The 21,437-nt window shown below is 59.9% G+C and carries 21 protein-coding genes, 4 tRNA genes and 1 pseudogene; 13 read left to right on the top strand and 13 right to left on the bottom strand.

Annotated elements, in window-relative coordinates:
- Positions 1–64: 64 nt before the first annotated feature.
- The 4 genes from ACOYXG_RS22730 to ACOYXG_RS22715 form a co-directional block, all read right to left on the bottom strand.
- Positions 65–1,411, bottom strand: a complete 1,347-nt coding sequence (locus tag ACOYXG_RS22730; protein WP_097089238.1) for a sigma-54-dependent transcriptional regulator — start codon at positions 1,409–1,411, stop codon at positions 65–67.
- On the bottom strand, positions 1,408–2,997 hold the full coding sequence (locus ACOYXG_RS22725; RefSeq protein WP_460354111.1) for a sensor histidine kinase: 1,590 nt from the start codon (positions 2,995–2,997) through the stop codon (positions 1,408–1,410). The genes ACOYXG_RS22730 and ACOYXG_RS22725 overlap by 4 nt, the downstream gene beginning before the upstream one ends.
- Positions 2,987–3,220: a PP0621 family protein gene (locus ACOYXG_RS22720; protein ID WP_460354108.1), complete on the bottom strand. Its 234-nt coding sequence runs from the start codon at positions 3,218–3,220 to the stop codon at positions 2,987–2,989. The genes ACOYXG_RS22725 and ACOYXG_RS22720 overlap by 11 nt, the downstream gene beginning before the upstream one ends.
- 127 nt (positions 3,221–3,347) lie before the next feature.
- Positions 3,348–4,370 (bottom strand): outer membrane protein assembly factor BamD, encoded by a 1,023-nt coding sequence (locus tag ACOYXG_RS22715; RefSeq protein WP_047602635.1) that lies wholly within the window; start codon positions 4,368–4,370, stop codon positions 3,348–3,350.
- A gap of 150 nt (positions 4,371–4,520) precedes the next feature.
- On the opposite strand from ACOYXG_RS22715, the gene rluD reads away from it, so the two are divergent.
- The 9 genes and pseudogenes from rluD (at position 4,521) to ACOYXG_RS22670 (ending at position 11,398) form a co-directional block, all read left to right on the top strand.
- Complete coding sequence (gene rluD / locus ACOYXG_RS22710; RefSeq protein WP_041065339.1) at positions 4,521–5,483, top strand: 23S rRNA pseudouridine(1911/1915/1917) synthase RluD; 963 nt, start codon at positions 4,521–4,523, stop codon at positions 5,481–5,483.
- On the top strand, positions 5,480–6,202 hold the full coding sequence (pgeF, locus tag ACOYXG_RS22705; RefSeq protein ID WP_460354106.1) for a peptidoglycan editing factor PgeF: 723 nt from the start codon (positions 5,480–5,482) through the stop codon (positions 6,200–6,202). Before rluD ends, pgeF begins: the two co-directional genes overlap by 4 nt.
- Before the next feature lie 130 nt (positions 6,203–6,332).
- Positions 6,333–8,897: an ATP-dependent chaperone ClpB gene (gene clpB / locus ACOYXG_RS22700; RefSeq protein WP_097089230.1), complete on the top strand. Its 2,565-nt coding sequence runs from the start codon at positions 6,333–6,335 to the stop codon at positions 8,895–8,897.
- 296 nt (positions 8,898–9,193) lie between these two features.
- Positions 9,194–9,269 (top strand) — tRNA-Asn (locus tag ACOYXG_RS22695).
- Between the two features lie 9 nt (positions 9,270–9,278).
- Positions 9,279–9,355: transfer RNA gene (locus tag ACOYXG_RS22690), tRNA-Pro, on the top strand.
- A 5-nt stretch (positions 9,356–9,360) separates the two neighbouring features.
- A tRNA-Lys gene (locus ACOYXG_RS22685) sits at positions 9,361–9,436 on the top strand.
- A 97-nt stretch (positions 9,437–9,533) separates the two neighbouring features.
- Positions 9,534–9,610, top strand: a tRNA-Pro gene (locus ACOYXG_RS22680).
- A 162-nt stretch (positions 9,611–9,772) separates the two neighbouring features.
- A pseudogene (locus ACOYXG_RS22675) lies at positions 9,773–10,543 on the top strand (MCP four helix bundle domain-containing protein); the annotation flags it as partial.
- The gene (locus ACOYXG_RS22670; protein WP_440131029.1) at positions 10,535–11,398 is read left to right on the top strand and encodes a methyl-accepting chemotaxis protein; all 864 of its coding nucleotides are present in this window, start codon (positions 10,535–10,537) and stop codon (positions 11,396–11,398) included. The pseudogene ACOYXG_RS22675 and the gene ACOYXG_RS22670, both read left to right, overlap by 9 nt.
- Positions 11,399–11,550: 152 nt before the next feature.
- Here the strand turns inward: ACOYXG_RS22670 and ACOYXG_RS22665 are convergent, their stop codons facing one another.
- The 4 genes from ACOYXG_RS22665 to ACOYXG_RS22650 all read right to left on the bottom strand — a co-directional run bounded on the left by ACOYXG_RS22665 (position 11,551) and on the right by ACOYXG_RS22650 (position 14,288).
- A complete protein-coding gene (locus ACOYXG_RS22665) occupies positions 11,551–12,849 on the bottom strand; it encodes an NAD(P)/FAD-dependent oxidoreductase (protein WP_150367937.1) in 1,299 nt (432 codons plus the stop codon).
- Positions 12,850–12,912: 63 nt separating this feature from the next.
- Positions 12,913–13,086, bottom strand: coding sequence for a DUF3094 family protein (locus ACOYXG_RS22660; RefSeq protein WP_003228304.1), 174 nt, complete (start codon positions 13,084–13,086; stop codon positions 12,913–12,915).
- Positions 13,087–13,137: 51 nt separating this feature from the next.
- The gene (locus ACOYXG_RS22655; protein ID WP_460354102.1) at positions 13,138–13,665 is read right to left on the bottom strand and encodes an MOSC domain-containing protein; all 528 of its coding nucleotides are present in this window, start codon (positions 13,663–13,665) and stop codon (positions 13,138–13,140) included.
- Positions 13,662–14,288: a DUF1780 domain-containing protein gene (locus ACOYXG_RS22650; protein ID WP_025108806.1), complete on the bottom strand. Its 627-nt coding sequence runs from the start codon at positions 14,286–14,288 to the stop codon at positions 13,662–13,664. Before ACOYXG_RS22650 ends, ACOYXG_RS22655 begins: the two co-directional genes overlap by 4 nt.
- Positions 14,289–14,405: 117 nt before the next feature.
- On the opposite strand from ACOYXG_RS22650, the gene ACOYXG_RS22645 reads away from it, so the two are divergent.
- Together ACOYXG_RS22645 and ACOYXG_RS22640 are read left to right on the top strand one after the other, a co-directional pair.
- Positions 14,406–15,095: an energy-coupling factor ABC transporter permease gene (locus ACOYXG_RS22645; RefSeq protein WP_183786030.1), complete on the top strand. Its 690-nt coding sequence runs from the start codon at positions 14,406–14,408 to the stop codon at positions 15,093–15,095.
- Between the two features lie 65 nt (positions 15,096–15,160).
- Complete coding sequence (locus ACOYXG_RS22640; protein WP_003228298.1) at positions 15,161–15,376, top strand: hypothetical protein; 216 nt, start codon at positions 15,161–15,163, stop codon at positions 15,374–15,376.
- Between the two features lie 6 nt (positions 15,377–15,382).
- Here the strand turns inward: ACOYXG_RS22640 and yacG are convergent, their stop codons facing one another.
- The 5 genes from yacG to pilB are packed head-to-tail and all read right to left on the bottom strand — an operon-like array spanning position 15,383 to position 19,991.
- Positions 15,383–15,580 (bottom strand): DNA gyrase inhibitor YacG, encoded by a 198-nt coding sequence (gene yacG / locus ACOYXG_RS22635; protein WP_003228296.1) that lies wholly within the window; start codon positions 15,578–15,580, stop codon positions 15,383–15,385.
- Entirely contained in the window at positions 15,577–16,200 is a 624-nt protein-coding gene (gene coaE / locus ACOYXG_RS22630; protein ID WP_086792846.1) for a dephospho-CoA kinase, read from the bottom strand. The genes yacG and coaE overlap by 4 nt, the downstream gene beginning before the upstream one ends.
- Positions 16,197–17,069: a prepilin peptidase gene (locus ACOYXG_RS22625; protein ID WP_027614111.1), complete on the bottom strand. Its 873-nt coding sequence runs from the start codon at positions 17,067–17,069 to the stop codon at positions 16,197–16,199. The genes coaE and ACOYXG_RS22625 overlap by 4 nt, the downstream gene beginning before the upstream one ends.
- A 1-nt stretch (position 17,070) precedes the next feature.
- Positions 17,071–18,288 carry a type II secretion system F family protein gene (locus tag ACOYXG_RS22620; protein WP_095140062.1) on the bottom strand — a complete coding sequence of 406 codons (1,218 nt, stop codon included), beginning with the start codon at positions 18,286–18,288 and terminating at the stop codon, positions 17,071–17,073.
- A 2-nt stretch (positions 18,289–18,290) separates the two neighbouring features.
- On the bottom strand, positions 18,291–19,991 hold the full coding sequence (gene pilB / locus ACOYXG_RS22615) for a type IV-A pilus assembly ATPase PilB (protein ID WP_097089222.1): 1,701 nt from the start codon (positions 19,989–19,991) through the stop codon (positions 18,291–18,293).
- Positions 19,992–20,219: 228 nt separating this feature from the next.
- Here pilB and ACOYXG_RS22610 point away from each other — a divergent pair, with 228 nt between their 5' ends.
- Positions 20,220–20,660 carry a pilin gene (locus tag ACOYXG_RS22610; protein ID WP_027614108.1) on the top strand — a complete coding sequence of 147 codons (441 nt, stop codon included), beginning with the start codon at positions 20,220–20,222 and terminating at the stop codon, positions 20,658–20,660.
- A 296-nt stretch (positions 20,661–20,956) separates the two neighbouring features.
- Positions 20,957–21,313 carry a BON domain-containing protein gene (locus ACOYXG_RS22605; RefSeq protein ID WP_007963876.1) on the top strand — a complete coding sequence of 119 codons (357 nt, stop codon included), beginning with the start codon at positions 20,957–20,959 and terminating at the stop codon, positions 21,311–21,313.
- Positions 21,314–21,437: the final 124 nt, after the last annotated feature.

The raw sequence follows: 21,437 nt of genomic DNA, 5'->3' as shown, positions 1-21,437 counted from the left end.
CCACAGTTGATCTTTGTCGATCACAAAATCCAATGTGGGAGCGGGCTTGCTCGCGAAGGGGCCCTCAATCCAGACCGAGTTTCTTCAGCCGATAACGCATCGACCTGAACGACAAACTCAAGCGCTGCGCCGCCGCCGTGCGATTCCAGCGCGTTTCCTCCAGCGCCTGCAGGATCAGCTTGCGCTCGACGTTCTCCAGATAATCCTCAAGGTTGTCGATTTGCGTCAGGTCGGCAATACCGTCCTCGACTGCGCAATTGCCTTCGCTCAAGCGCAAATCCGCAGCCTCGATCACCTGGTTTTCGCACAGCGTGTGCGCGCGTTCGAGGACATTCTCCAGTTCTCGCACATTTCCGGGAAAACGATAACGCTTCAGTGCTTCAAGCGCTTGCGGGTGCAATTGGGCTGCCGGCTGGCCACTGTTGCTGGCCAGACGCTGGAGCATGTGCGTGGCCAGCACTTCGATGTCGTCGCGCCGTTCGCGCAGGGACGGCACGCGCAGTTCGATCACATTCAAGCGGTAATACAGGTCCTGGCGAAAGCGCCCGGCGGCGACTTCCGCTTCCAGGTCTTTGTGTGTGGCGCACAGAATGCGCACATCGACCACGGTTTCTTGCTGGCCGCCGACGCTGCGCACGGCTTTTTCCTGAATCGCCCGCAGCAGCTTGACTTGCATCGACAGCGGCAGATCCGCCACTTCATCGAGAAACAGGGTGCCGCCGTGCGCGGCCTGAAACAGCCCCGGTTTGTCGTCCACCGCGCCGGTAAAGCTGCCTTTGCGATGGCCAAAAAATTCGCTCTCCATCAGCTCTGAAGGGATCGCCCCGCAGTTGACCGGTACAAACGGCTGTTGCGCGCGCGGCCCTTGTTCGTGGATCAACCGCGCGACCAGCTCTTTGCCGCTGCCCGATTCGCCGCTGATGTAGACCGGTGCCTGACTGCGCGCCAGTTTGTCGATCTGTTTGCGAAGGTCGCGCATGGGCTGCGAGTCGCCAAGCAGGCGCCGATCTATCGACGATACAGCGCCACCCGCCGCCGGCATGCGCAGTGCGGTGCTGACCAGTTCACGCAGGCGCGTGAGATCAACCGGTTTGGTGAGGAAGTCGAAGGCCCCGGCCTTCAACGCATTAATCGCGGTTTCCAGGCTGCCATACGCGGTGATCATCGCCACCGGCAGTTGTGGATAACGTTGCTGGATGTGCTGCACCAGGTCCAGCCCCGTGCCGTCGGGCAGGCGCATGTCGGTCAGGCACAGGTCGAACGCATTGCGCTGCAACAGTGCCTGGGCTTCGCCGAGGTTGCGAGCACTGAAGGTGTCGAGTTTCATCCGTCCCAGGGTGATTTCCAGGAGTTCGCGGATATCCGGTTCGTCGTCGACGATGAGGATTTTTTGCCGTGGGCTCGTGTTCAACTTTGTTTCCGTCCGTGAGCAAAGGTGATGCGAAAGCAGCCGCCGCCTTGGCGTGGTTTGAAGTCTAGGCGCGCCTGGTTGCTTTCGCACAGCTCACGGGACAGATAAAGCCCAAGGCCGGTGCCTTGGCTGCTGGTGGTGAAGAACGGTTCGAACAGATGCGCCTGCTGATCGGACGGGACACCGGGGCCGTTGTCCTGCACTTCGAGCACCGCCAGCTGGCTGTCGGGGTCGACGAACAGCGCCAGCCAGACTTCGGCCTGCTGGTGCAGCAGGGCGCTGTGCCGCCAGCCGTTGCGTAACAGATTGTCGAGAATCTGCGTGAGCTGGTCGGGATCCATCAACGTGATGAAGTCCCCGGAATTGATCCGCAAATGAATCGACTGGCGCTCGCTCGCCTGCTCGCGGCTCTCGGCAACAAAGTGTTCCAGCCACGGTTTGAGATCCAGCCGTTGCGGAGCGCTTTGCTGGCGGCGCGACAGTTGTAGGACGTTTTCGATGACTCGGTTCATGCGCTGGGAGTGGTCTTGAATGATCTGCGTCAGACGCCGATCGGCGCTATCGAGTTCCTCGGACTCCGCCAATAGCTGCGCGGCATGACTGATGGCGCCCAGTGGATTGCGGATTTCATGGGAGATGCCGGCAGTCAGACGCCCCAGTGCGGCGAGTTTGAGCTGCTGGGCTTGCTGAGCGATTTGCGCCAGATCTTCGAGGAACACCAGGGTTTGCTGGTTGGGACTCTGGTCGAGGGCGATGAAGCTGGGTTGCAGTTCCAGGCCGTTGCCGGGGATCTTCAGGCTCTGCGGGCGCAGGGTCGGGTTGCTCAGCCACAGCTGCAGACGCTCGACCAATGCCGGCGAGTAGTCGCTGATCAAATGCCCTTCAAGATGCGACTGGGCCAACAGATTTTTCGCGCTGTGATTGGCCAGCTGTACCCGGCGCTGTTCGTCGAGCACCAGGATGCCGGTGCGCATGCGTTGCAGAATCAGGGCGTTGAGGGCTTCAAGACTGGTGACTTCGCTGGCACGCTGTTCGGCGAGATTTTCGCTGACTTCCAGACGCCGGATCAGGCCCTGGACCAGCAACGATGCGGCAAAACACAAAGCGCCGAGGGTCCCGGCTTGCAGATAGTCATTGGCGCTCAGGGGGTGACTGAAGCCCAGCAGAAAGCTGGAGCCGACAATGCCGAGTGCGCCGATGGCGGCAATCAGCAGGCCGATGCGCCGGCGCAGCAGGGTGTTGGCGATCGCCACCGAGACAATCAACAGGTTGCCGATGGCGCTGGCCACGCCGCCCGCCGCGTAGAACAGGCCGCACAGCAACAGCACATCGACCAAGGCCAGGGTGAACAACTGCGCCGGGCGGCGGGTGTTCTCCAGGAACACCACCAGCAGAATATTCAGCACCAGATATAACCAGCTGCCGCTGCGCAGCAGGTCGTCGTCGGCCGACGTCAGCAGGCGGTTGTCCATGTTGCTGGAGATCAGCAACACCAGGGTGATGCCGACGCTCAAACGGTAGAGATGATACAGGCGCAGCAGGCGCTGCGCCTGTTTACTGTCGGCGTGGGCGGCCTCAGCGATCACTGGTGCCCGGGCCTTGCTCAAGGTGAGCCTGGCTGCAATACCACTGTTGCTGAAGGTTCAGCGCGCGATCACGCGGCAGGTGCACGCCGCAATGGGCGCAGCGCACCATCGGCGCGGCGTCTTGCGCGCGGGGCGACTGGGCGGAAGCGGCGGGCGCCTTGAATTTGCGCCACAGCCATACCGCAGCGAAAATCAGGACAATCCAGAACAGTAAACGAAGCATGATGGGCGGCTTTTCGGCGAATGATTCGGCAGTTTAGCCAAGGAGTCGGCAAGCGCACAGACTATTAATGTGCGGTAATGAAAAAGGGAGATCCGCGGATCTCCCTTTTTTGTGCCACCCGGTGTGATCAGTCGAACACGCCGAAGGTCATGTAGCTGAACCACGAACGGTCTTCGTTGTTGCCTTCAGCCTCGTGATGTTCTTCTTCAATGACGTCACCGTTTTCGTCTTTAGGCTTGAGCTCGTTCGGGATCGCGTCTTTCGCGTCCTGGAACTGCTTCTGCACGTCCTGGTTGGCGCGGGTTTCTCCCGGCGGCAGCGGCGGACGCGATTCGATCAGGCCCAGAGTAGCCTTGCTCAGGAACGAACGGTTGTCGGCTTCGGCGACCGATGGCACGAACTGACCGTCCTGCAGGCTTGGGTGGTTCGGATAGTTGAGCTTCAGGGTTTCCAGACTGGTGGCGGCCAGATCGTCCAGGTGCAAACGCTGGTAAGCCTCGGTCATCACCGCCAGGCCGTCGCCGACCGATGGGGTTTCCTGGAAGTTTTCCACCACGTAACGGCCACGGTTGGCAGCGGCTACATAAGCCTGACGGGTCAGGTAGTAGTCGGCGACGTGGATTTCGTAGGCCGCCAGCAGGTTGCGCAGGTAAATCATGCGCTGCTTGGCGTCCGGCGCGTAGCGGCTGTTCGGGTAGCGGCTGGTCAGCTGTGCGAACTCGTTGTACGAGTCGCGGGCAGCGCCCGGGTCACGCTTGGTCATGTCCAGCGGCAGGAAGCGCGCCAGCAGGCCGACGTCCTGGTCGAAAGAGGTCAGACCTTTCAAGTAGTACGCGTAATCCACGTTCGGATGCTGCGGATGCAAACGAATGAAACGCTCGGCGGCGGACTTTGCAGCTTCCGGCTCGGCGTTCTTGTAGTTGGCGTAGATCAACTCCAGCTGTGCCTGATCGGCGTAGCGACCGAACGGATAACGCGACTCCAGGGCCTTCAGCTTGGCTGTGGCGCTGGTGTAGCTGTTGTTGTCCAGGTCAGTCTGAGCCTGCTGATACAGCTCGGCTTCGCTGAGGTTTTCGTCTACGACTTCCTTCGATGAGCAAGCAGCGGTCAATGCGAGGATGGCGATCAGCAGCAGGTGTTTCACTTGCATGGCGGCTTGCGTCCCTATGACGGCCGCTGTCTTGGGCGGGGCCGTCCTGTTATGATGAGCGCCCCGTTGAAAAGCCTCGGGGCAAAAGACGCCGTATTTAACCACAAGCGCGCAGCCGAAACCAAAGGCTGTGCCGACGCCAGTCAGAGCATGTCCGATAAAATTGAACTTCGCGCAGAGGTGCCGTCCGATTTGGGCGGCCAACGCCTCGATCAAGTCGCCGCCCAACTCTTCGCTGAGCACTCACGCTCGCGCCTTTCCGCCTGGATCAAAGAAGGTCGCCTGACTGTGGACGGGGCGGTCATCCGCCCGCGCGACATCGTGCATGGCGGTGCCGTCCTTGAGCTGACTGCCGAGCAGGAAGCCCAGGGCGAGTGGATCGCCCAGGACATCGAGCTCGACATCGTCTATGAAGACGACGACATCCTGGTGATCAACAAGCCTGCGGGCCTGGTGGTGCACCCGGCTGCCGGCCACGCCGATGGCACCTTGCTCAATGCCTTGCTGCACCACGTGCCGGACATCATCAATGTCCCGCGCGCCGGTATCGTGCATCGCCTGGACAAGGACACCACCGGTCTGATGGTGGTGGCCAAGACCATTCAGGCGCAGACCAAGCTCGTTGCCCAGCTGCAAAGCCGCAGCGTCAGCCGGATCTACGAGTGCATCGTGATCGGTGTCGTGACCGCCGGGGGCAAGATCAACGCCCCGATCGGCCGTCATGGTCAGCAGCGCCAGCGCATGGCAGTGATGGAAGGCGGCAAGCCGGCCGTCAGTCATTACCGCGTGCTGGAGCGTTTCCGGTCCCACACGCATGTGCGGGTCAAACTGGAAACCGGCCGGACCCATCAGATTCGTGTGCACATGTCGCACATCAACTTCCCGTTGGTCGGCGACCCGGCGTACGGCGGTCGTTTCCGCATTCCGCCTGCCGCGAACCCGACCATGGTCGAGTCGCTCAAGCACTTCCCGCGTCAGGCCCTGCACGCGCGCTTCCTTGAGCTGGATCATCCGACCACCGGTGAGCGCATGAGCTGGGAATCGCCGCTGCCGGAAGACTTCGTCTGGCTGCTGACCCTGCTCAAGCAGGATCGCGAGGCATTCGTCGGATGAACTGGCTGACGCCGGACTGGCCTGCGCCGGCCAGCGTCAGCGCCTGTGTCACCACCCGCGAGGGGGGTGTCAGCGAGGCGCCGTTCGACAGCCTCAATCTGGGCGATCATGTCGATGATCGCCCGGAAGCAGTCGCCGAGAATCGTCGGCGTCTGACCGAACACTTCTCGATAAAGCCTGCCTGGTTGCAGCAAGTACACGGGACTGCCGTGGCTCATGCTGATCCGGGCGTGGTTGCCACCGCCGATGCCAGTTGGACGGCGACTCCCGGGATTGCCTGCACGGCGATGACCGCAGATTGCCTGCCGGCGTTGTTCTGCAACCGTGCCGGTACTCGCGTCGCGGCGGCTCACGCTGGTTGGCGCGGTTTGGCGGCGGGCGTACTGCAAGCCACTCTCGATCATCTCGACACCGCTGCGGCGGACGTACTGGTCTGGCTCGGCCCGGCCATTGGCCCGAAGGCCTTTGAAGTCGGCCCGGAAGTCCGCGAAGTCTTCGTCAAGCAACTGCCGGCAGCGGCAGCAGCCTTCGTGCCCAGTCACAATGCTGGCAAGTTCATGGCTGATATCTATCTACTGGCGCGCCTGCGTCTGGCTGAACGCGGTGTCACTGCGGTTTATGGTGGCGGTTTCTGCACCGTGACCGACCCGCGCTTCTTTTCTTACCGCCGTGCGTCGCGCACTGGCCGTTTCGCCTCCCTTGTCTGGCTCACCCGCTAGACTTGCCTGACCTGAATCAACTCGCTGACGCTTGAATCTCCCAGAATCGACCGCATCTACAGTGGTATCTGGCAGGTTTCTTTATTCAGGATGGTTTTTAGGTCCGGCCTGCTCAAAAGGAAGGTGACCCATGCGTATAGACCGTTTAACCAGCAAATTACAGTTGGCGTTGTCCGACGCCCAATCCCTGGCCGTTGGCCACGATCATCCGGCCATCGAGCCGGCGCATTTGATGCAAGCCATGCTTGAACAGCAGGGTGGTTCGATCAAACCCCTGTTGATGCAAGTCGGCTTCGACGTCAACAGCTTGCGCAAAGAGCTGACCAAAGAGCTCGACCAATTACCGAAAATCCAGAACCCGACCGGCGACGTCAACATGTCGCAGGATCTGGCGCGCCTGCTCAATCAGGCTGATCGCCTGGCTCAGCAGAAGGGCGACCAGTTCATTTCCAGCGAGTTGGTGCTGCTCGCCGCGATGGACGAGAACAGCAAGCTTGGCAAACTGCTGCTCGGCCAGGGCGTGAGCAAGAAAGCCCTGGAAAACGCGATCAACAACCTGCGCGGTGGTGAGGCGGTAAATGACGCCAACCACGAAGAGTCGCGTCAGGCGCTGGACAAATACACCGTCGACCTGACCAAGCGCGCCGAAGACGGCAAGCTCGATCCGGTGATCGGCCGTGACGACGAAATTCGCCGCACCATTCAGGTTCTGCAGCGTCGCACCAAGAACAACCCGGTGCTGATCGGCGAACCTGGCGTGGGTAAAACCGCGATTGCCGAAGGTCTGGCCCAGCGCATCATCAACGGCGAAGTGCCGGACGGCCTCAAGGGCAAACGTCTGCTGTCGCTGGACATGGGCGCGCTGATTGCCGGTGCCAAGTATCGCGGTGAGTTCGAGGAACGCCTGAAAGCGTTGCTCAATGAGCTGTCGAAGCAGGAAGGGCAGATCATTCTGTTCATCGACGAACTGCACACCATGGTCGGCGCCGGTAAGGGCGAAGGCTCGATGGATGCCGGCAACATGCTCAAACCGGCACTGGCGCGGGGGGAGCTGCACTGCGTCGGCGCAACCACGCTCAACGAGTACCGCCAATATATAGAGAAGGATGCGGCCCTCGAACGGCGTTTCCAGAAAGTGCTGGTGGACGAGCCGAGCGAAGAAGACACCATCGCCATTCTGCGTGGCCTCAAGGAGCGTTATGAGGTTCACCATAAAGTGGCGATCACCGATGGCGCGATCATCGCCGCGGCCAAGCTCAGCCATCGCTACATCACTGACCGGCAGTTGCCGGACAAGGCCATCGACCTGATTGACGAGGCCGCCAGCCGTATTCGCATGGAGATCGACTCCAAGCCGGAAGTGCTGGATCGTCTGGAGCGTCGCCTGATTCAGCTCAAGGTTGAATCTCAGGCCCTGAAGAAAGAAAGCGATGAAGCGGCGATGAAACGCCTGGAAAAACTCCAGGAAGAAATCGTCCGCCTCGAGCGTGAGTACTCGGATCTGGAAGAAATCTGGAACTCGGAAAAAGCCGAGGTACAGGGTTCGGCGCAGATTCAGCAAAAGATCGAGCAGTCGCGTCAGGAGCTGGAAGCGGCGCGCCGTAAAGGCGACCTCAACCGCATGGCCGAATTGCAGTACGGGGTGATCCCGGATCTGGAACGCAGCCTGCAAATGGTCGATCAGCACGGCAAGAGCGAAAACCAGTTGCTGCGCAGCAAGGTGACCGAAGAGGAAATCGCCGAAGTCGTGTCGAAGTGGACCGGTATTCCGGTGTCGAAAATGCTCGAAGGCGAGCGCGACAAGCTGATGAAGATGGAAAGCCTGTTGCATCAGCGTGTGATTGGTCAGGACGAGGCGGTGGTCGCGGTCGCCAACGCGGTACGGCGCTCGCGTGCCGGGCTGGCGGATCCGAATCGTCCAAGCGGCTCGTTCATGTTCCTCGGCCCGACCGGTGTCGGTAAAACCGAGCTGTGCAAGGCGCTGGCCGAATTCCTCTTTGATACCGAAGAGGCAATGGTGCGGATCGACATGTCCGAGTTCATGGAGAAACATTCCGTGGCGCGGCTGATCGGGGCGCCACCAGGCTACGTGGGTTACGAGGAGGGCGGTTACCTGACCGAAGCGGTGCGCCGCAAGCCTTACTCGGTGATCCTGCTGGACGAGGTCGAGAAGGCGCATCCGGATGTATTCAACATCCTGCTGCAAGTGCTTGAGGATGGACGGCTGACCGACAGCCACGGACGCACGGTGGATTTCCGCAATACCGTGATCGTCATGACCTCGAACCTCGGTTCGTCGCAGATCCAGGAACTGGTCGGTGATCGTGAGGCCCAGCGTGCAGCGGTGATGGACGCGCTGACGTCGCACTTCCGTCCCGAGTTCATCAACCGGGTCGACGAAGTGGTGATCTTCGAGCCACTGGCGCGGGATCAGATCGCGGGGATTACCGAGATCCAGTTGGGCCGTCTGCGCAGTCGTCTGGCCGAGCGCGAGCTGAAGCTGGAACTGAGCCCGGAAGCGATGGACAAGCTGATTGCCGTGGGTTACGACCCGGTTTATGGCGCGCGTCCTCTCAAGCGTGCGATCCAGCGCTGGATCGAAAACCCGTTGGCGCAGTTGATCCTGTCGGGGCATTTCCTGCCGGGCGATACAGCAACCGGCAATGTCGTGAACGACGAAATCGTTTTCGACTGAGCGGCAACGCCAATGAAATAAGGAAGGCCTCGCTTTGCGAGGCCTTTTTTTCGTTAGGCTGTTGAAGTCTAAGGAAAAGGCTTGTAAAGTGCGCCCCGCAGTCAGTCACCCGCAGCATCTCAGCTCACTGAGCTGAAATCTGAAATAAGTTGCAAATCATTAACTTGAAAGCGATTTAGGGGGTTGACAGAGGTGTTCTAGGTTGTAGAATAGCGCGCCTCAGACACACGAACGCAGCGATGCGAACGGAAGTCTAAGAGCTGTAAGTTTCACCGTTGTAAATTGAAATATGTAGTTCCGTGATAGCTCAGTCGGTAGAGCAAATGACTGTTAATCATTGGGTCCCAGGTTCGAGTCCTGGTCACGGAGCCAATTTCAAACCGGGGTATAGCGCAGTCCGGTAGCGCGCCTGCTTTGGGAGCAGGATGTCAGGAGTTCGAATCCCCTTACCCCGACCATTTTTGGGTCGTTAGCTCAGTTGGTAGAGCAGTTGGCTTTTAACCAATTGGTCGTAGGTTCGAATCCCACACGACCCACCATTTTTGAAACCAGGTAACACTGGGATCGAATCTTAAGATCAGAGGCCAAAAGCGCTGATCGAAGAAGGCGATCTTTGAAAGGTCGCCTTTTTTTTACCGGGGTATAGCGCAGTCCGGTAGCGCGCCTGCTTTGGGAGCAGGATGTCAGGAGTTCGAATCCCCTTACCCCGACCATATTAAAAATCCTCGTATCGAAAGATACGGGGATTTTTTTTGTCCCCGCGAAAGACAATTCCCTTCAAGTCATCGTACAACTTGCCGATAGCCCGCTAACGAGAGGGGACTGCCGCTGTTCGCCCCTTCAATCTGGCCAATACAAGAATAAGGGCGTCCGTCATGTTGCTTCGTCAGTTGAATATTGCTCCACGTGCCGCACTGGGTTTCGCCCTGATCGCGGTCTTGGTGGCGTTGCTCGGCGTATTCGCTTTGGGGCAGATGTCGAGCATCCGTGACAGTGAGGTCGCGGTAGAGAGCCAGTGGTTGCCGAGCATTCGCGGCGGTGACGAGATTCGCGAGCTGATGTTGCGGATCCGCACGATTTCCCTGCGCATGGCGCTTGATCAGGATCCGCAGAACGTCGCGACTTACCGCAGCCAGATGGATACCCGCGACAAGGAGCTGAGCGAGAAGATCGCCGCCTACGACAAACTGGTCACCACGGCGGAAGGCCAGCAGCTCTATGGCCAGTTCAAAAAAACCTTCGCCGCGTATCGCACCGGCATCGCGCAATCCTTCACCCTGGCCGATCAAGGCCAGCGTGACGAGCTGACCAAACTGTTGCTGGTTGATATGAAGACCGTGGTCGACGGTTCCGGCAAGCAGCTCAATGACCTCGCGGATCTTTTCGCCAGGCAGGTTGCCGCGGAAAGTCAGAAATCCGCTGACCACTATCAGACCTCACGCACCATCGTCAGTCTGTTCATCGCGCTGGCGGCGCTGGCCACGGTGGCGCTGGCGATGTTGCTCACCCGCAGCATCGTCCGTCCGCTGAGCAGCGCCGTCAGCGCTGCCGAAAGTGTGGCCCAAGGCGACCTGACCCGACCGATCGAAACCCACGGTAACGATGAAGTCAGCCGTTTGCTCAAGGCGCTGGCAACCATGCAGCAGAACCTGCGGGAAACGCTGCAAGGCATCAGCGGTTCGGCCACGCAATTGGCCACCGCTGCCGATGAGCTCAACGCGGTGACGCTCGACAGCACACAAGGCCTGCAGCAGCAGAACAACGAAATCGAACAGGCCGCCACGGCGGTCAATGAAATGACCACGGCGGTTGAAGAAGTCGCGCGCAACGCGGTGTCGACGTCCGATGCCACCCGTCAATCCAGTGAGTCGGCGCAACTGGGGCAGGCGCGGGTCGGTGACACCGCGTCGGCCATCAATGCGCTGGCCAGCGACGTGCAGCACACCGGCGAGTTGGTGCAATCGCTGGCCAACCAGTCACAGGACATCGGCAAAGTGCTGGATGTGATCCGTGCGATTGCCGAGCAGACCAACCTGCTTGCGCTCAACGCGGCCATTGAGGCAGCACGCGCAGGGGAGAGCGGACGCGGTTTTGCGGTGGTTGCCGATGAGGTGCGGGCGCTGGCCTATCGCACTCAGCAATCGACGCAGGAGATCGAGCAGATGGTGCAGGGCATGCGCACCGGTTCAAGCCTGGCGCTGGATTCGATGCAGGCCAGCGCTGCGCGGGCTACATCCACGCTGGCGTTGGCCGAGCGCGCGGGGGAGGCGCTGGAAACCATCACCGCGTCAGTGCATGAGATTCATGAGCGCAATCTGGTGATTGCCAGTGCGGCGGAGGAGCAGGCGCAAGTCGCGCGGGAAGTGGATCGTAATCTGGTGAATATTCGCGACCTGTCAGTCCGTTCCGCAGCGGGAGCCGATCAGACCAGCGCGTCGAGTCACCAACTGTCGCAACTGGCCAACGCGCTGCAAGGCATGGTGCGGCGCTTCCAGCTCTGATGTGCAGAGATCGATTGCAGGAGTGAGCTGGATTTTTGAGCTGCGCAAAACAGTGTGGGAGCGGGCTTGCTCGCGAAAAGCTGTGTATCAGTCGACATGAATGTTGAATGACACAACCTCTTCGCGAGCAAGCCCGCTCCCACAGTTTTAGATCAATGCAGCTTCAAGCGTGGCTCGGTGCCGCGACCGATCTTGCTGCCCAGCATCAGCATCGCCGTGCGGAACGGTCCGTACAGTGCCATCTGGTGCATGCGGTACAGCGACACGTAAAACATCCGCGCCAGCCAGCCCTCCAGCATCACACTGCCGGTCAGGTTACCCATCAAGTTACCCACAGCCGAAAAACGCGACAGCGAAATCAGCGAGCCGTAGTCGGTGTACTTGTACTCCGGCAGGGTTTTGCCTTCGATACGCAGCTTCAGCGACTTGGCCAGCAACGAAGCTTGTTGGTGCGCGGCTTGCGCACGCGGCGGCACGTTGCGATCCGAACCCGGTTGCGGGCAGGCGGCGCAGTCACCGAAGGCGAAAATGTTTTCGTCGCGGGTGGTCTGCAACGTCGGCAGCACTTGCAGTTGATTGATACGGTTGGTTTCCAGACCGTCGATGTCCTTGAGGAAACCCGGCGCGCGAATCCCGGCAGCCCAGACTTTCAGGCTGGCCTTGATCACGTTGCCATCGGCGGTGATCAGGCTGTCGGCGGTCACTTCGCTGACCGAAGCGTTGGTCATCACGTTGACCCCGAGTTTCTCCAGAGTCTTGTGCACCGGGCTGCTGATGCGCTCCGGCAGGGCTGGCAACACCCGTGGGCCGGCTTCGATCAGGGTGATGTGCATGTTCTCCGGTTTGATCCGGTCGAGGCCGTAAGCGGCCAGTTCATGTGCGGCGTTGTGCAGTTCTGCCGCCAGCTCGACGCCTGTGGCGCCGGCACCAACGATCGCCACGCTGATCTGTTCGATCACATCGGTCTGCCCGGCATGTGCGCGCAGGTAGTGATTGAGCAATTGTTGGTGAAAGCGTTCGGCCTGTTTGCGGGTGTCGAGGAACAGGCAGTGCTGCGCTGCGCCCTGGGTGCCGAAATCGTTGGTGGTGCTGCCGACGCTGATCACCAGCGAGTCGTAGGCTACTTCACGCGCGGGAACCAGCTCTACGCCGTTCTCGTCGTAGGTGGCGGCCAGCTGGATTTTTTTCTGCGCGCGATCAAGCCCGCTCATGCGCCCCAGCTGGAACTCGAAGTGGTTCCATTTCGCCTGGGCAACATAGTTGAGTTCATCCTCGGAAGAGTTCAGCGATCCGGCGGCCACTTCGTGCAGCAGAGGCTTCCAGATGTGCGTCAGGTTCGCGTCGACCAGCATCACACTGGCCGTGCCGCGCTTGCCCAGAGTCTTACCCAGACGGGTAGCCAACTCCAGACCGCCGGCGCCGCCGCCGACAATAACAATACGATGGGACATAGGGATCACTCGCAAGGTTTTTAAAGGAAATCGGTGCAATCACCTTCGCGAGCGCAATGCTGCTCATAGCGTCAGGTAACTGATAAGTCGGCTCAGCAGGCCCAGACCAATGGTCACTGCCAGCACCAGCACCAGGAGCATCCACGGCCGAAAAGGCCGGCGCTCGACACGGTGTTGGGACAGTTGCAGGTACTCTTCGACATGCTTTTGGTCTTCGGGGTTCAGGCGGCTGGTCATAAAGGCCTCGTCAGGTAGACGTTGCTGAATGTGCAGAAGCTACAGCGGTTTTCAACCGGGGTTGAACGCAGCATAGCCGCTGTCCGGAACCGGTTCGACAGACACACCGTCGTCGAGGCGAATGATCCCGCTTTGTAACACCCGCGCGGTAATTCCGCCATGCCCGCGCACCGCTTGAAAGGTGCCGGGACCGAGGTCGTTTTGCAGGCGCGCGCAGGGCTGGCACCAACCGGTGGTCTCGAATATTGCCTGACCGATGCGAAAGCGCCGACCCTTCAGTCTAAACAGATTGATGCCGCTGATGACCAGATTGCGCCGCAGGTCTTCAGGCCTCACGGGTTGATCTTCAGGCCGGCCCATCAACGCGCTGATGACCGCCAGGTGTTCGAACTGAATCAACGTTACTTGCCGCGCGTTGCGCACGCCGGGGCGGGCGTGGTCACCGGTCAATCCGGCTTCGAGCCGTGCCTCGACGGCGTCGAGCTCGATCATCGGGCCGCGAGACTCGGGGCGCACGCCGATCCAGCGTACGCGGCCAGTCTGCGGGACGTCGGCAATCAACTGCTGCAGCGGCGTCACAGGCTGATCCCGACATCGAAGACGATACTGCGACCGAGGTTGCTGCGCAGAAAGTCCGGCGCATCGGGATGGGCGAACAGCACCCGGGCGAAGGTCGGGCCGACCAGCGACAGCGAGCGCCAACCCTGACGCAGATATTCGGTGGGCGGAGGGAAGTGGCTGTTGAGGTCCAGCACCTCGCGCTTGAGGCTGGCGAAGGCAATGATGTCCAGTTCGCCCAGGTCCATGCCGCGTTCCTTGTAGTTGTGCGCTTTTTTGCGCAAGGTCGGCGCCAGTCGCAGTAAGAATTCATTGGCCGGGATCCGCCGTGGCTTGGCTTCACGACGCACCAACTGGCTGAGGGAAAACGCACTGCGGCGGCGTTGCAGTTCATCGCGCCATTCGTCGTTGAGCCGGCGCCCTTCATCGAGAACGAAGAACACTTCGAAATTGGCATCGCGAAACAGCACGTCCGGCGGCTCGCCGGCGGGGGCGAACTCATCGACACGGTAGGGAATGTTCAAGCCTTGCAGCAGGCGCTGGCAGACCCAACGCTCACGCTCCCATTTGCGGGCATTGGACAGGAACGCGTTGGCTTGCTCGGCCGCGATGGTCAGCAGGCGTAAGTAATCTGAGTCATCCATAGGCCAAGCTTAGCGTTCAAATGCGACAAGCAGAAAGCTTTGCATCGGCTGATGCCTGGAAGAGGGCGGTGTAGACTCCGATGAAGGAATCAAACCCATGGAGAAGGTAAGGGATTCATGATCGGTGCAGAACTGCTGTCCTCGACGAGCCTGACACTCGGCTGGCTGATTTACCTGCCGGTGCTGTTGTGGGCGATCTGTCGTGCGCCGTGGGTCGAGTTGTTCAGCGACAGTCGTCGTCAGCATCTGCTGTTCGGCACCGTGTTCGCCTTGTTTCTGCTGTGGATGGTGCGCAGGGATTTCGACACCGGGGTTTCTTATCACTTCATCGGCATGACCGCCGTGACGTTGCTGCTCGACTGGCCGCTGGCGATCATCGGCGGGCTGGTGGCGCAGCTCGGGCTGGTGTTGCTCGGACGTCAGGATCTGGCGGCGGTCGGGGTCAACGGTACGTTGCTGATCCTGTTGCCGGTGTTGATCACCGAGTGCGTGGCGATGGTGGTCGAGCGCGCCCAGCCGCGTAATCCGTTTGTGTACATCTTCTGTTCCGGGTTCTTTGCCGCAGCGTTGTCCGCATTGCTGTGTCTGACGCTGAGTCTGGGCCTGCTGTGGTACGACGGTCTGTTCGCCATGCCGGAATGGCTGGAAGACTTCATCGGCTACCTGTGGCTGCTGATTTTCCCCGAAGCCTTTATCAACGGCATGGTGATCAGCGCGCTGGTGGTGTTCAGCCCCGAGTGGCTGGAAACCTTCAACCGCACCCGCTACCTTTCGGCGCCGTGGAAGGACGACGATCCCAAGTCTTGATCCACATCAAATCCGTCATCCACGCGGCATTTCATGCTCGGCCAAATTCCTTCAGGAGCAGCGGCATGAGTGTTTACGAGTGGGCGAGGCAGGAGACGCGGCAGAGTCTGGACATGGCGCTGGAGGTGGGCTTCGATCCGGGCCTGAGTTTGCGCGCCTTGCTCAGCGCGGTGGTGCAACAGAGCAAGACGGTGCGCAACGCCGAAGACCTGGCCGACGAGTTGCGCTTTCTCGCGGAAAACCTCGACGACGATCAGGACTACGGCTTCATGCGGCCCTGATCGCGATCAGTGACGCGGGTCGAAATCGCCGGAGAACATTTCGTCTTCGGCATCCGGGGCGACCGGAATCTTGTGCTCTTCGGACGCCCAGGCGCCGAGGTCGATCAGCTTGCAGCGATCGGAGCAGAACGGGCGGAATTTGTTCTCGGGGGTAAATTCCACGGGGGCGCCGCAGGTTGGGCATTCGACGGTGGTAGGGCTCATGACTGGCCTCCGGATAAAGTCAGGTAAAAGTGATGCAGGCGCTCGACTTCGCTGTGCAACCAGGCGAGGTCGCGGTCGTTGACGACCACATCATCGGCACGGCTCACGCGGTCTTCACGGCTTGACTGGGCCTTGAGGATCGCCTGGACCTGCTGTTCGCTGGTCTGGTCACGCTGCAAGGTGCGTTCGATCTGCAGTTGTTGCGGGGCGTCGATCACCAGGATGCGCTGGGTCATCGCGTATTGCCCGGATTCGATCAGCAGCGGCGACACCAGAATCGCATAAGGCGATTTTGCCAGCGCCAGATGGTGAGCGATTTCCTCGGCGATCAATGGATGCAGCAAGGCTTCGAGCCAGCGGCGTTCTTCAGGCACTTCAAAGATCAATTTGCGCAGGGCCGCACGGTCCAGCGTGCCATCGGCTTGCAGGACGCCGGGGCCGAAGTGTTCGGCAATTTTCGCCAGTGCCGGACGCCCCGGCTCGACCACCCAGCGCGCCGCGTGGTCGGCGTCGACCACATGGATCCCGAGATCGATGAAGTGCTGGGCCGCGGCGCTTTTGCCGCTGCCGATGCCGCCGGTCAGGCCAAGAATCCAGGGTTTTTCCACAGGGGTATTCATTTCAAACCGACAAACTGCCAATAGAAGTCGGTTATTTGACCACCCCAGAGCAAGGCAATCCAGCCGGCAATTGCCAGATACGGGCCGAAGGGCATCGGCGTCGAGGTTTTCTGCTCACGCAGACGCAGTAGAACCACCCCGACAATCGCCCCCACCAGCGATGACAGCAGGATCGTCAGCGGCAGAATCTGCCAGCCGCCCCAGGCCCCGAGCAGCGCCAGCAGCTTGAAATCGCCGTGGCCGATGCCGTCCTTGCCGGTCAGCAGCTTGAACAGCCAGAACACTGACCACAGCGCCATGTAACCGGCCACCGCACCCCACAACGCCGCGTTCAGCGAGACGAACAGCCCGAAACTGTTGACGATCAGCCCCAGCCACAACAACGGCAACACCAGCACATCGGGCAGCAGTTGATGTTCGGTGTCGATCAGGCTCATCGCCAGCAGCCCCCAAGTGAGGACGATCAACAGACCAGCCGGCCAGCCGAACCCCAGATGCCAGGCGACGAATGCCGAAAGCAGGCCGCAGGCCAGTTCGGTCAGAGGATAACGTTTGCTGATGGGCGCGGCACACGCCGAACAGCGTCCGCGCAGCACCAGGTAACTGAGCAGCGGAATGTTTTCCCAAGCCCGAATCCGGTGGCCGCAGTGTGGGCACTGGGAGTGCGGCAGCATCAGGTTGTAGGTCGGCAGTGGTGTTTCGCTCGGCAGGCCGAGGACATCCTGCGCCTGCTGGCGCCAATCGCGCTCGAGCATTTTCGGCAGGCGCCAGACCAGTACGTTGAGGAAACTGCCGACCACCAGACCCAACAGCAGAGCGGTGCACACAAAGGCCAGCGGATACAGACTGAAGAGTTCGTCGATAGGCATGTCAGATCGCTGAGCCAAGCTGGAAGATCGGCAGGTACATGGCCACGACCAGCCCGCCGACGATGACCCCGAGCACCACCATGACGAACGGCTCCATCAGGCTGGTGAGGTTGTCGACCATGTTATCCACTTCCTCTTCATAAAAACCGGCGACCTTGTCGAGCATGTCATCCAGCGCGCCCGATTCCTCACCGATGGCGGTCATCTGCACCGCCATGTTGGGGAAGACTCCGGTGCTGCGCATCGAGAAATTCAGCTGCATGCCGGTGGCGACGTCCTGACGGATGCGCAGCACCGCGCGTTTGAACACCACGTTACCGGTGGCACCCGCCACCGAATCCAGTGCCTCCACCAGCGGTACGCCAGCGGCGAAGGTGGTCGACAGGGTGCGGGCGAATCGCGCCACCGCCGATTTGTACATCAGCGTGCCCACCAGCGGCAGCTTCAGCAGCCAGGTGTCTTTGCGGTCGCGCAATGCCTGGGATTTCTTCAGCGCATGACGGATACCGAACACCGCCGCGATCAAAGCACCAAGCACTACCCACCACCATTGCTGCATGAACTCCGAGAGACTGATCACCATCAGGGTGAAGGCCGGCAATTCGGCGCCGAAGCCGGAAAATACCGACTGAAACTGCGGCACGACTTTTACCAGCAGAATCCCGGTGACGACCATTGCCACCAGCACCACGGCGCTGGGGTAGGTCAGGGCTTTCTTGATCTTGGCCTTGAGTGCTTCGCTTTTTTCCTTATAGGTCGCGACCCGTTCGAGCAACGTATCGAGCGCGCCCGATTGCTCGCCGGCATCCACCAGGTTGCAATACAGCTCATCGAAATACTGCGGCTTCTTGCGCAAGGCTGCGGCGAAGCTGTTGCCGGCCGCCACCTCTTGCTTCACCTCGTCTACCAGTTTGCGCATCGCCGGGTTGTCGAAGCCTTCGCCAATGATGTCGAACGACTGCAGCAGCGGTACGCCGGCTTTCATCATGGTTGCCATCTGCCGGGTGAACAGGGCGATGTCCTGGGCCTTGATGCGTTTGCCGAGGCTGAGCAGGGAGGTGGATTTCTTCCGTACCTTGCCCGGATTGATTCCTTGCTTGCGCAGTTGAGCCTTGATCAGCGCGGGGTTCTGCCCGCTCAACTCGCCCGTGACTTTGCTGCCTTTGCGATCCGTGCCTTCCCAGGCGTAGATGCTGATTTTCGCTGCCTTGACCGCCATGTTCAGTCCTTGGTGACCCGGTTGATTTCTTCCAGGCTGGTGATGCCTTGCATGGCCTTGTGCAGGCCCGAGGTGCGCAGGTCGTCGAAGCCGTCGCGACGCATCTGGCTGTCGATTTCCAGCGAATTGCCTTCGGCCATGATCAGCCGTTGCAGGTCAGGAGTGTTTTTCACCACTTCGTAAATCCCCACGCGTCCCTTGTAGCCGCCGTTGCAGAGGTCGCAACCGACCGGCTCATAGATCGTGAAACTGCCGATCTGTTCCGGCGGGAAACCTTCCTTGATCAGTGTTTCGCGGGGGATCTCGATCGGTTTTTTGCAGTGGCTGCACAGCTTGCGCGCCAGGCGCTGGGCGATGATCAGGCTGACCGAGGTGGCGATGTTGAACCCGGGAATGCCCATGTTGTGCAGACGGGTCAGGGTTTCGGCGGCGCTGTTGGTGTGCAGCGTGGACAGCACCAGGTGGCCGGTCTGCGCGGCCTTGATCGCGATTTCGGCGGTTTCCAGGTCGCGGATTTCCCCGACCATGATCACGTCCGGATCCTGCCGCAGAAACGAACGCAGGGCCTGAGCAAAATCCAGCCCCTGTTTCGGATTGACGTTGACCTGGTTGATGCCTTCCATGTTGATTTCCACCGGGTCTTCGGCGGTGGAAATGTTGATGTCGACGGTGTTGAGGATATTGAGGCCGGTGTACAGCGATACGGTTTTCCCCGACCCGGTAGGTCCGGTTACCAGAATCATCCCTTGAGGCTGCTTGAGCGCAGCCATGTACAGTTCTTTCTGCGCCGGTTCGTAACCCAATGCATCGATGCCGATCTGCGCGCTGGACGGATCGAGGATCCGGATCACCACTTTTTCGCCCCATAGGGTCGGCAAAGTGTTGACCCGGAAGTCGATGGACTTGGTCTTCGAAAGGCGCATCTTGATCCGCCCGTCCTGGGGTTTGCGCCGTTCCGAGATATCCAGGCTGGCCATGACTTTCAGGCGTGCGGCGATTCGCCCGGCCAACTGGATCGGCGGTTTGGCCACCTCGCGCAGGATGCCATCGGTGCGCACCCGCACCCGGAAGGTCTTTTCGTAAGGTTCGAAGTGCAGGTCAGAGGAGCCACTCTTGATCGCGTCGAGCAGCATCTTGTGCACGAAACGCACGACCGGCGCGTCATCGGCGTCGAGTCCGCCGATGGCGTCCTGGCGGCTGTCGTCGACGGACTCGACATCCACGCCGTCGAGATCGACGTCGGCCATTTCTTCGAGGCCGCTGGCGTGGGTGTCGAAGAATTTCTCGATGGCCTCGGTGAGCTTGTCGTCCTCCACCAGAATGGCTTCGGTGCTCAGCCCGGTGCTGAACTGAATGTCATTGATCGCCTGATGATTGCTCGGGTCGGAAATGCCCACGAACAGCTTGTTGCCACGGCGCCACAAGGGCAGGGCGTGATGCTGGCGCACCAGTTTTTCACTGACCAGGCCTTTGGGCTGGGTTTCCTTGTCCAGGCAATTGAGGTCCATGAAGGCCATACCGAAATGCTCGGAAGCGATCTCGGCCACCTGTGAGCTCTTCACCAGTTTGTTCTGCACCAGGTAGCTGACCAGCGACAGCCGATTGCGCTGCGCCTGTTGCCAGGCCTGCTGGGCGCTTTTTTCCGTAAGCAGTTCGGCCTGCACCAATTGCTTGGCCAGACCGCTCAGAGCGATGTCATTCATGGGGATTCCGGATGCTGACAGTTCATGACTTATAGCCTAGTCAAGTGACAGCGCCAAACACGCCCGGTACAGGTGACAAAAAGTGTCAGATAGTGCGGTTACGGGTTGTAGGAAAGCGCGACACGGCACCTTTATGCCGAGCGTGCGGGGTCTGCAAGCGGTTGGCACGGCCTATGCTGAGCCCTTTGCAGATCATGAGATTCCGACTCATGCATGGAGAGCCTGTCTATGAACAACCAAAAAGGTTTCACTCTGATCGAGCTGCTGATCGTGGTGGCGATCATCGGTATTCTGGCGACCATCGCCTTGCCGCAATACTCAAAATACCAGGCGCGTTCGAAAGTGACGGCAGGTCTGGCCGAAATCAGTGCGCTGAAGGTGCCGTTCGAGGACACCATTAATCAAGGTACTGACCCTACGCTGACACTGGTGGCGGGGGGCGCTTCAGCCACTACCTCCAACTGCACGCTGGCGGCGTCGGGAACTGCCTCGACCGGTGCCGGCTCGATTACTTGCACATTGGTGAACGCACCGGGTCCGGTATTGGGCAAAACCATCACACTCAGCCGTTCGGGTGCCGCAACAGGCAACACCTCTGGTGTGTGGACCTGCGCCACAACAGTCAATGCTGACTATTCGCCAAAAGGCTGCACCGCCAGCGGCACTTGATGCGATGGTCTGAAGGAAAATGCCCCGCTTTGCGGGGCATTTTTTTGTCTTTTGACGCTGGAAAAAAGCTTCAAGAATTTCAGCGTGTTAGGAACTTTCCGAAAAGCCGCAACTTGCATGTCGATAATGCACTTGTCATGCAAATTGCATGATTCCGAAAATTTGCTTAATTCGTAAATCATTGATTTAAAAGGATTTATTGTCTTTCGAAAAGTTGGCACAGCCTTCGCAATATACCCAGTAACCCTGCTGACAAGACAACCAGCAGACTTTCCAGAAAAACAGGAGTTACTCGTATGAAGAAGTTCGCTATCACTGCCGCTGCTGCTACCGCGCTGACCCTGACCATGGCTTCCGGTGCTTTCGCACAATCCACCCAGGCTACTCAGGCTCCAATGACTCTGGCTGCTGGTGAAATGACCAAGGCTAAAGAAGCTACTTCCGATACCTGGATCACTACCAAAGTCAAAAGCGACCTGGTAACCGAAAAAGGCATTCCTGGTACCGACATCAAAGTCGAAACCAACAAGGGTGTGGTTTCCCTGTCTTCTGACGTCGCTGTCACCGAAGCTCAGAAAACCACCGCTGTGAACATCACCAAGAAAATCAAAGGCGTCAAAGCGGTCTCCGCTGACGGCCTGAAAGCCGAGTAAGGCATGACTTCTCGCCTGGACCGGGAGAAGACGCGACAGACGGGCCGAGCAATACGTCTGCCGCAACTTTAGAGTTCATGCGAACGGTCACACGGATGTGACCATTACGGGCCCCGGCACTTGT

The sequence above is a fragment of the Pseudomonas sp. G3-39 genome, from assembly GCF_054790485.1.
The sequence above is the reverse complement of the archived record's forward strand: the minus strand, read 5'-3'. Positions and strand labels throughout refer to the sequence as shown.

What these genes read in the sequence shown, in the direction of transcription:
- ACOYXG_RS22720 (WP_460354108.1), bottom strand. Translation starts at nt 3,220, where the DNA reads ATGCTTCGTTTACTGTTCTGGATTGTCCTGATTTTCGCTGCGGTATGG.
- ACOYXG_RS22715 (WP_047602635.1), bottom strand. Translation starts at nt 4,370, where the DNA reads ATGCAAGTGAAACACCTGCTGCTGATCGCCATCCTCGCATTGACCGCT.
- rluD (WP_041065339.1), top strand. Translation starts at nt 4,521, where the DNA reads ATGTCCGATAAAATTGAACTTCGCGCAGAGGTGCCGTCCGATTTGGGC.
- pgeF (WP_460354106.1), top strand. Translation starts at nt 5,480, where the DNA reads ATGAACTGGCTGACGCCGGACTGGCCTGCGCCGGCCAGCGTCAGCGCC.
- clpB (WP_097089230.1), top strand. Translation starts at nt 6,333, where the DNA reads ATGCGTATAGACCGTTTAACCAGCAAATTACAGTTGGCGTTGTCCGAC.
- ACOYXG_RS22670 (WP_440131029.1), top strand. Translation starts at nt 10,535, where the DNA reads ATGCAGCAGAACCTGCGGGAAACGCTGCAAGGCATCAGCGGTTCGGCC.
- ACOYXG_RS22665 (WP_150367937.1), bottom strand. Translation starts at nt 12,849, where the DNA reads ATGTCCCATCGTATTGTTATTGTCGGCGGCGGCGCCGGCGGTCTGGAG.
- ACOYXG_RS22660 (WP_003228304.1), bottom strand. Translation starts at nt 13,086, where the DNA reads ATGACCAGCCGCCTGAACCCCGAAGACCAAAAGCATGTCGAAGAGTAC.
- ACOYXG_RS22650 (WP_025108806.1), bottom strand. Translation starts at nt 14,288, where the DNA reads ATGGATGACTCAGATTACTTACGCCTGCTGACCATCGCGGCCGAGCAA.
- ACOYXG_RS22645 (WP_183786030.1), top strand. Translation starts at nt 14,406, where the DNA reads ATGATCGGTGCAGAACTGCTGTCCTCGACGAGCCTGACACTCGGCTGG.
- ACOYXG_RS22640 (WP_003228298.1), top strand. Translation starts at nt 15,161, where the DNA reads ATGAGTGTTTACGAGTGGGCGAGGCAGGAGACGCGGCAGAGTCTGGAC.
- yacG (WP_003228296.1), bottom strand. Translation starts at nt 15,580, where the DNA reads ATGAGCCCTACCACCGTCGAATGCCCAACCTGCGGCGCCCCCGTGGAA.
- coaE (WP_086792846.1), bottom strand. Translation starts at nt 16,200, where the DNA reads ATGAATACCCCTGTGGAAAAACCCTGGATTCTTGGCCTGACCGGCGGC.
- ACOYXG_RS22625 (WP_027614111.1), bottom strand. Translation starts at nt 17,069, where the DNA reads ATGCCTATCGACGAACTCTTCAGTCTGTATCCGCTGGCCTTTGTGTGC.
- ACOYXG_RS22620 (WP_095140062.1), bottom strand. Translation starts at nt 18,288, where the DNA reads ATGGCGGTCAAGGCAGCGAAAATCAGCATCTACGCCTGGGAAGGCACG.
- pilB (WP_097089222.1), bottom strand. Translation starts at nt 19,991, where the DNA reads ATGAATGACATCGCTCTGAGCGGTCTGGCCAAGCAATTGGTGCAGGCC.
- ACOYXG_RS22610 (WP_027614108.1), top strand. Translation starts at nt 20,220, where the DNA reads ATGAACAACCAAAAAGGTTTCACTCTGATCGAGCTGCTGATCGTGGTG.
- ACOYXG_RS22605 (WP_007963876.1), top strand. Translation starts at nt 20,957, where the DNA reads ATGAAGAAGTTCGCTATCACTGCCGCTGCTGCTACCGCGCTGACCCTG.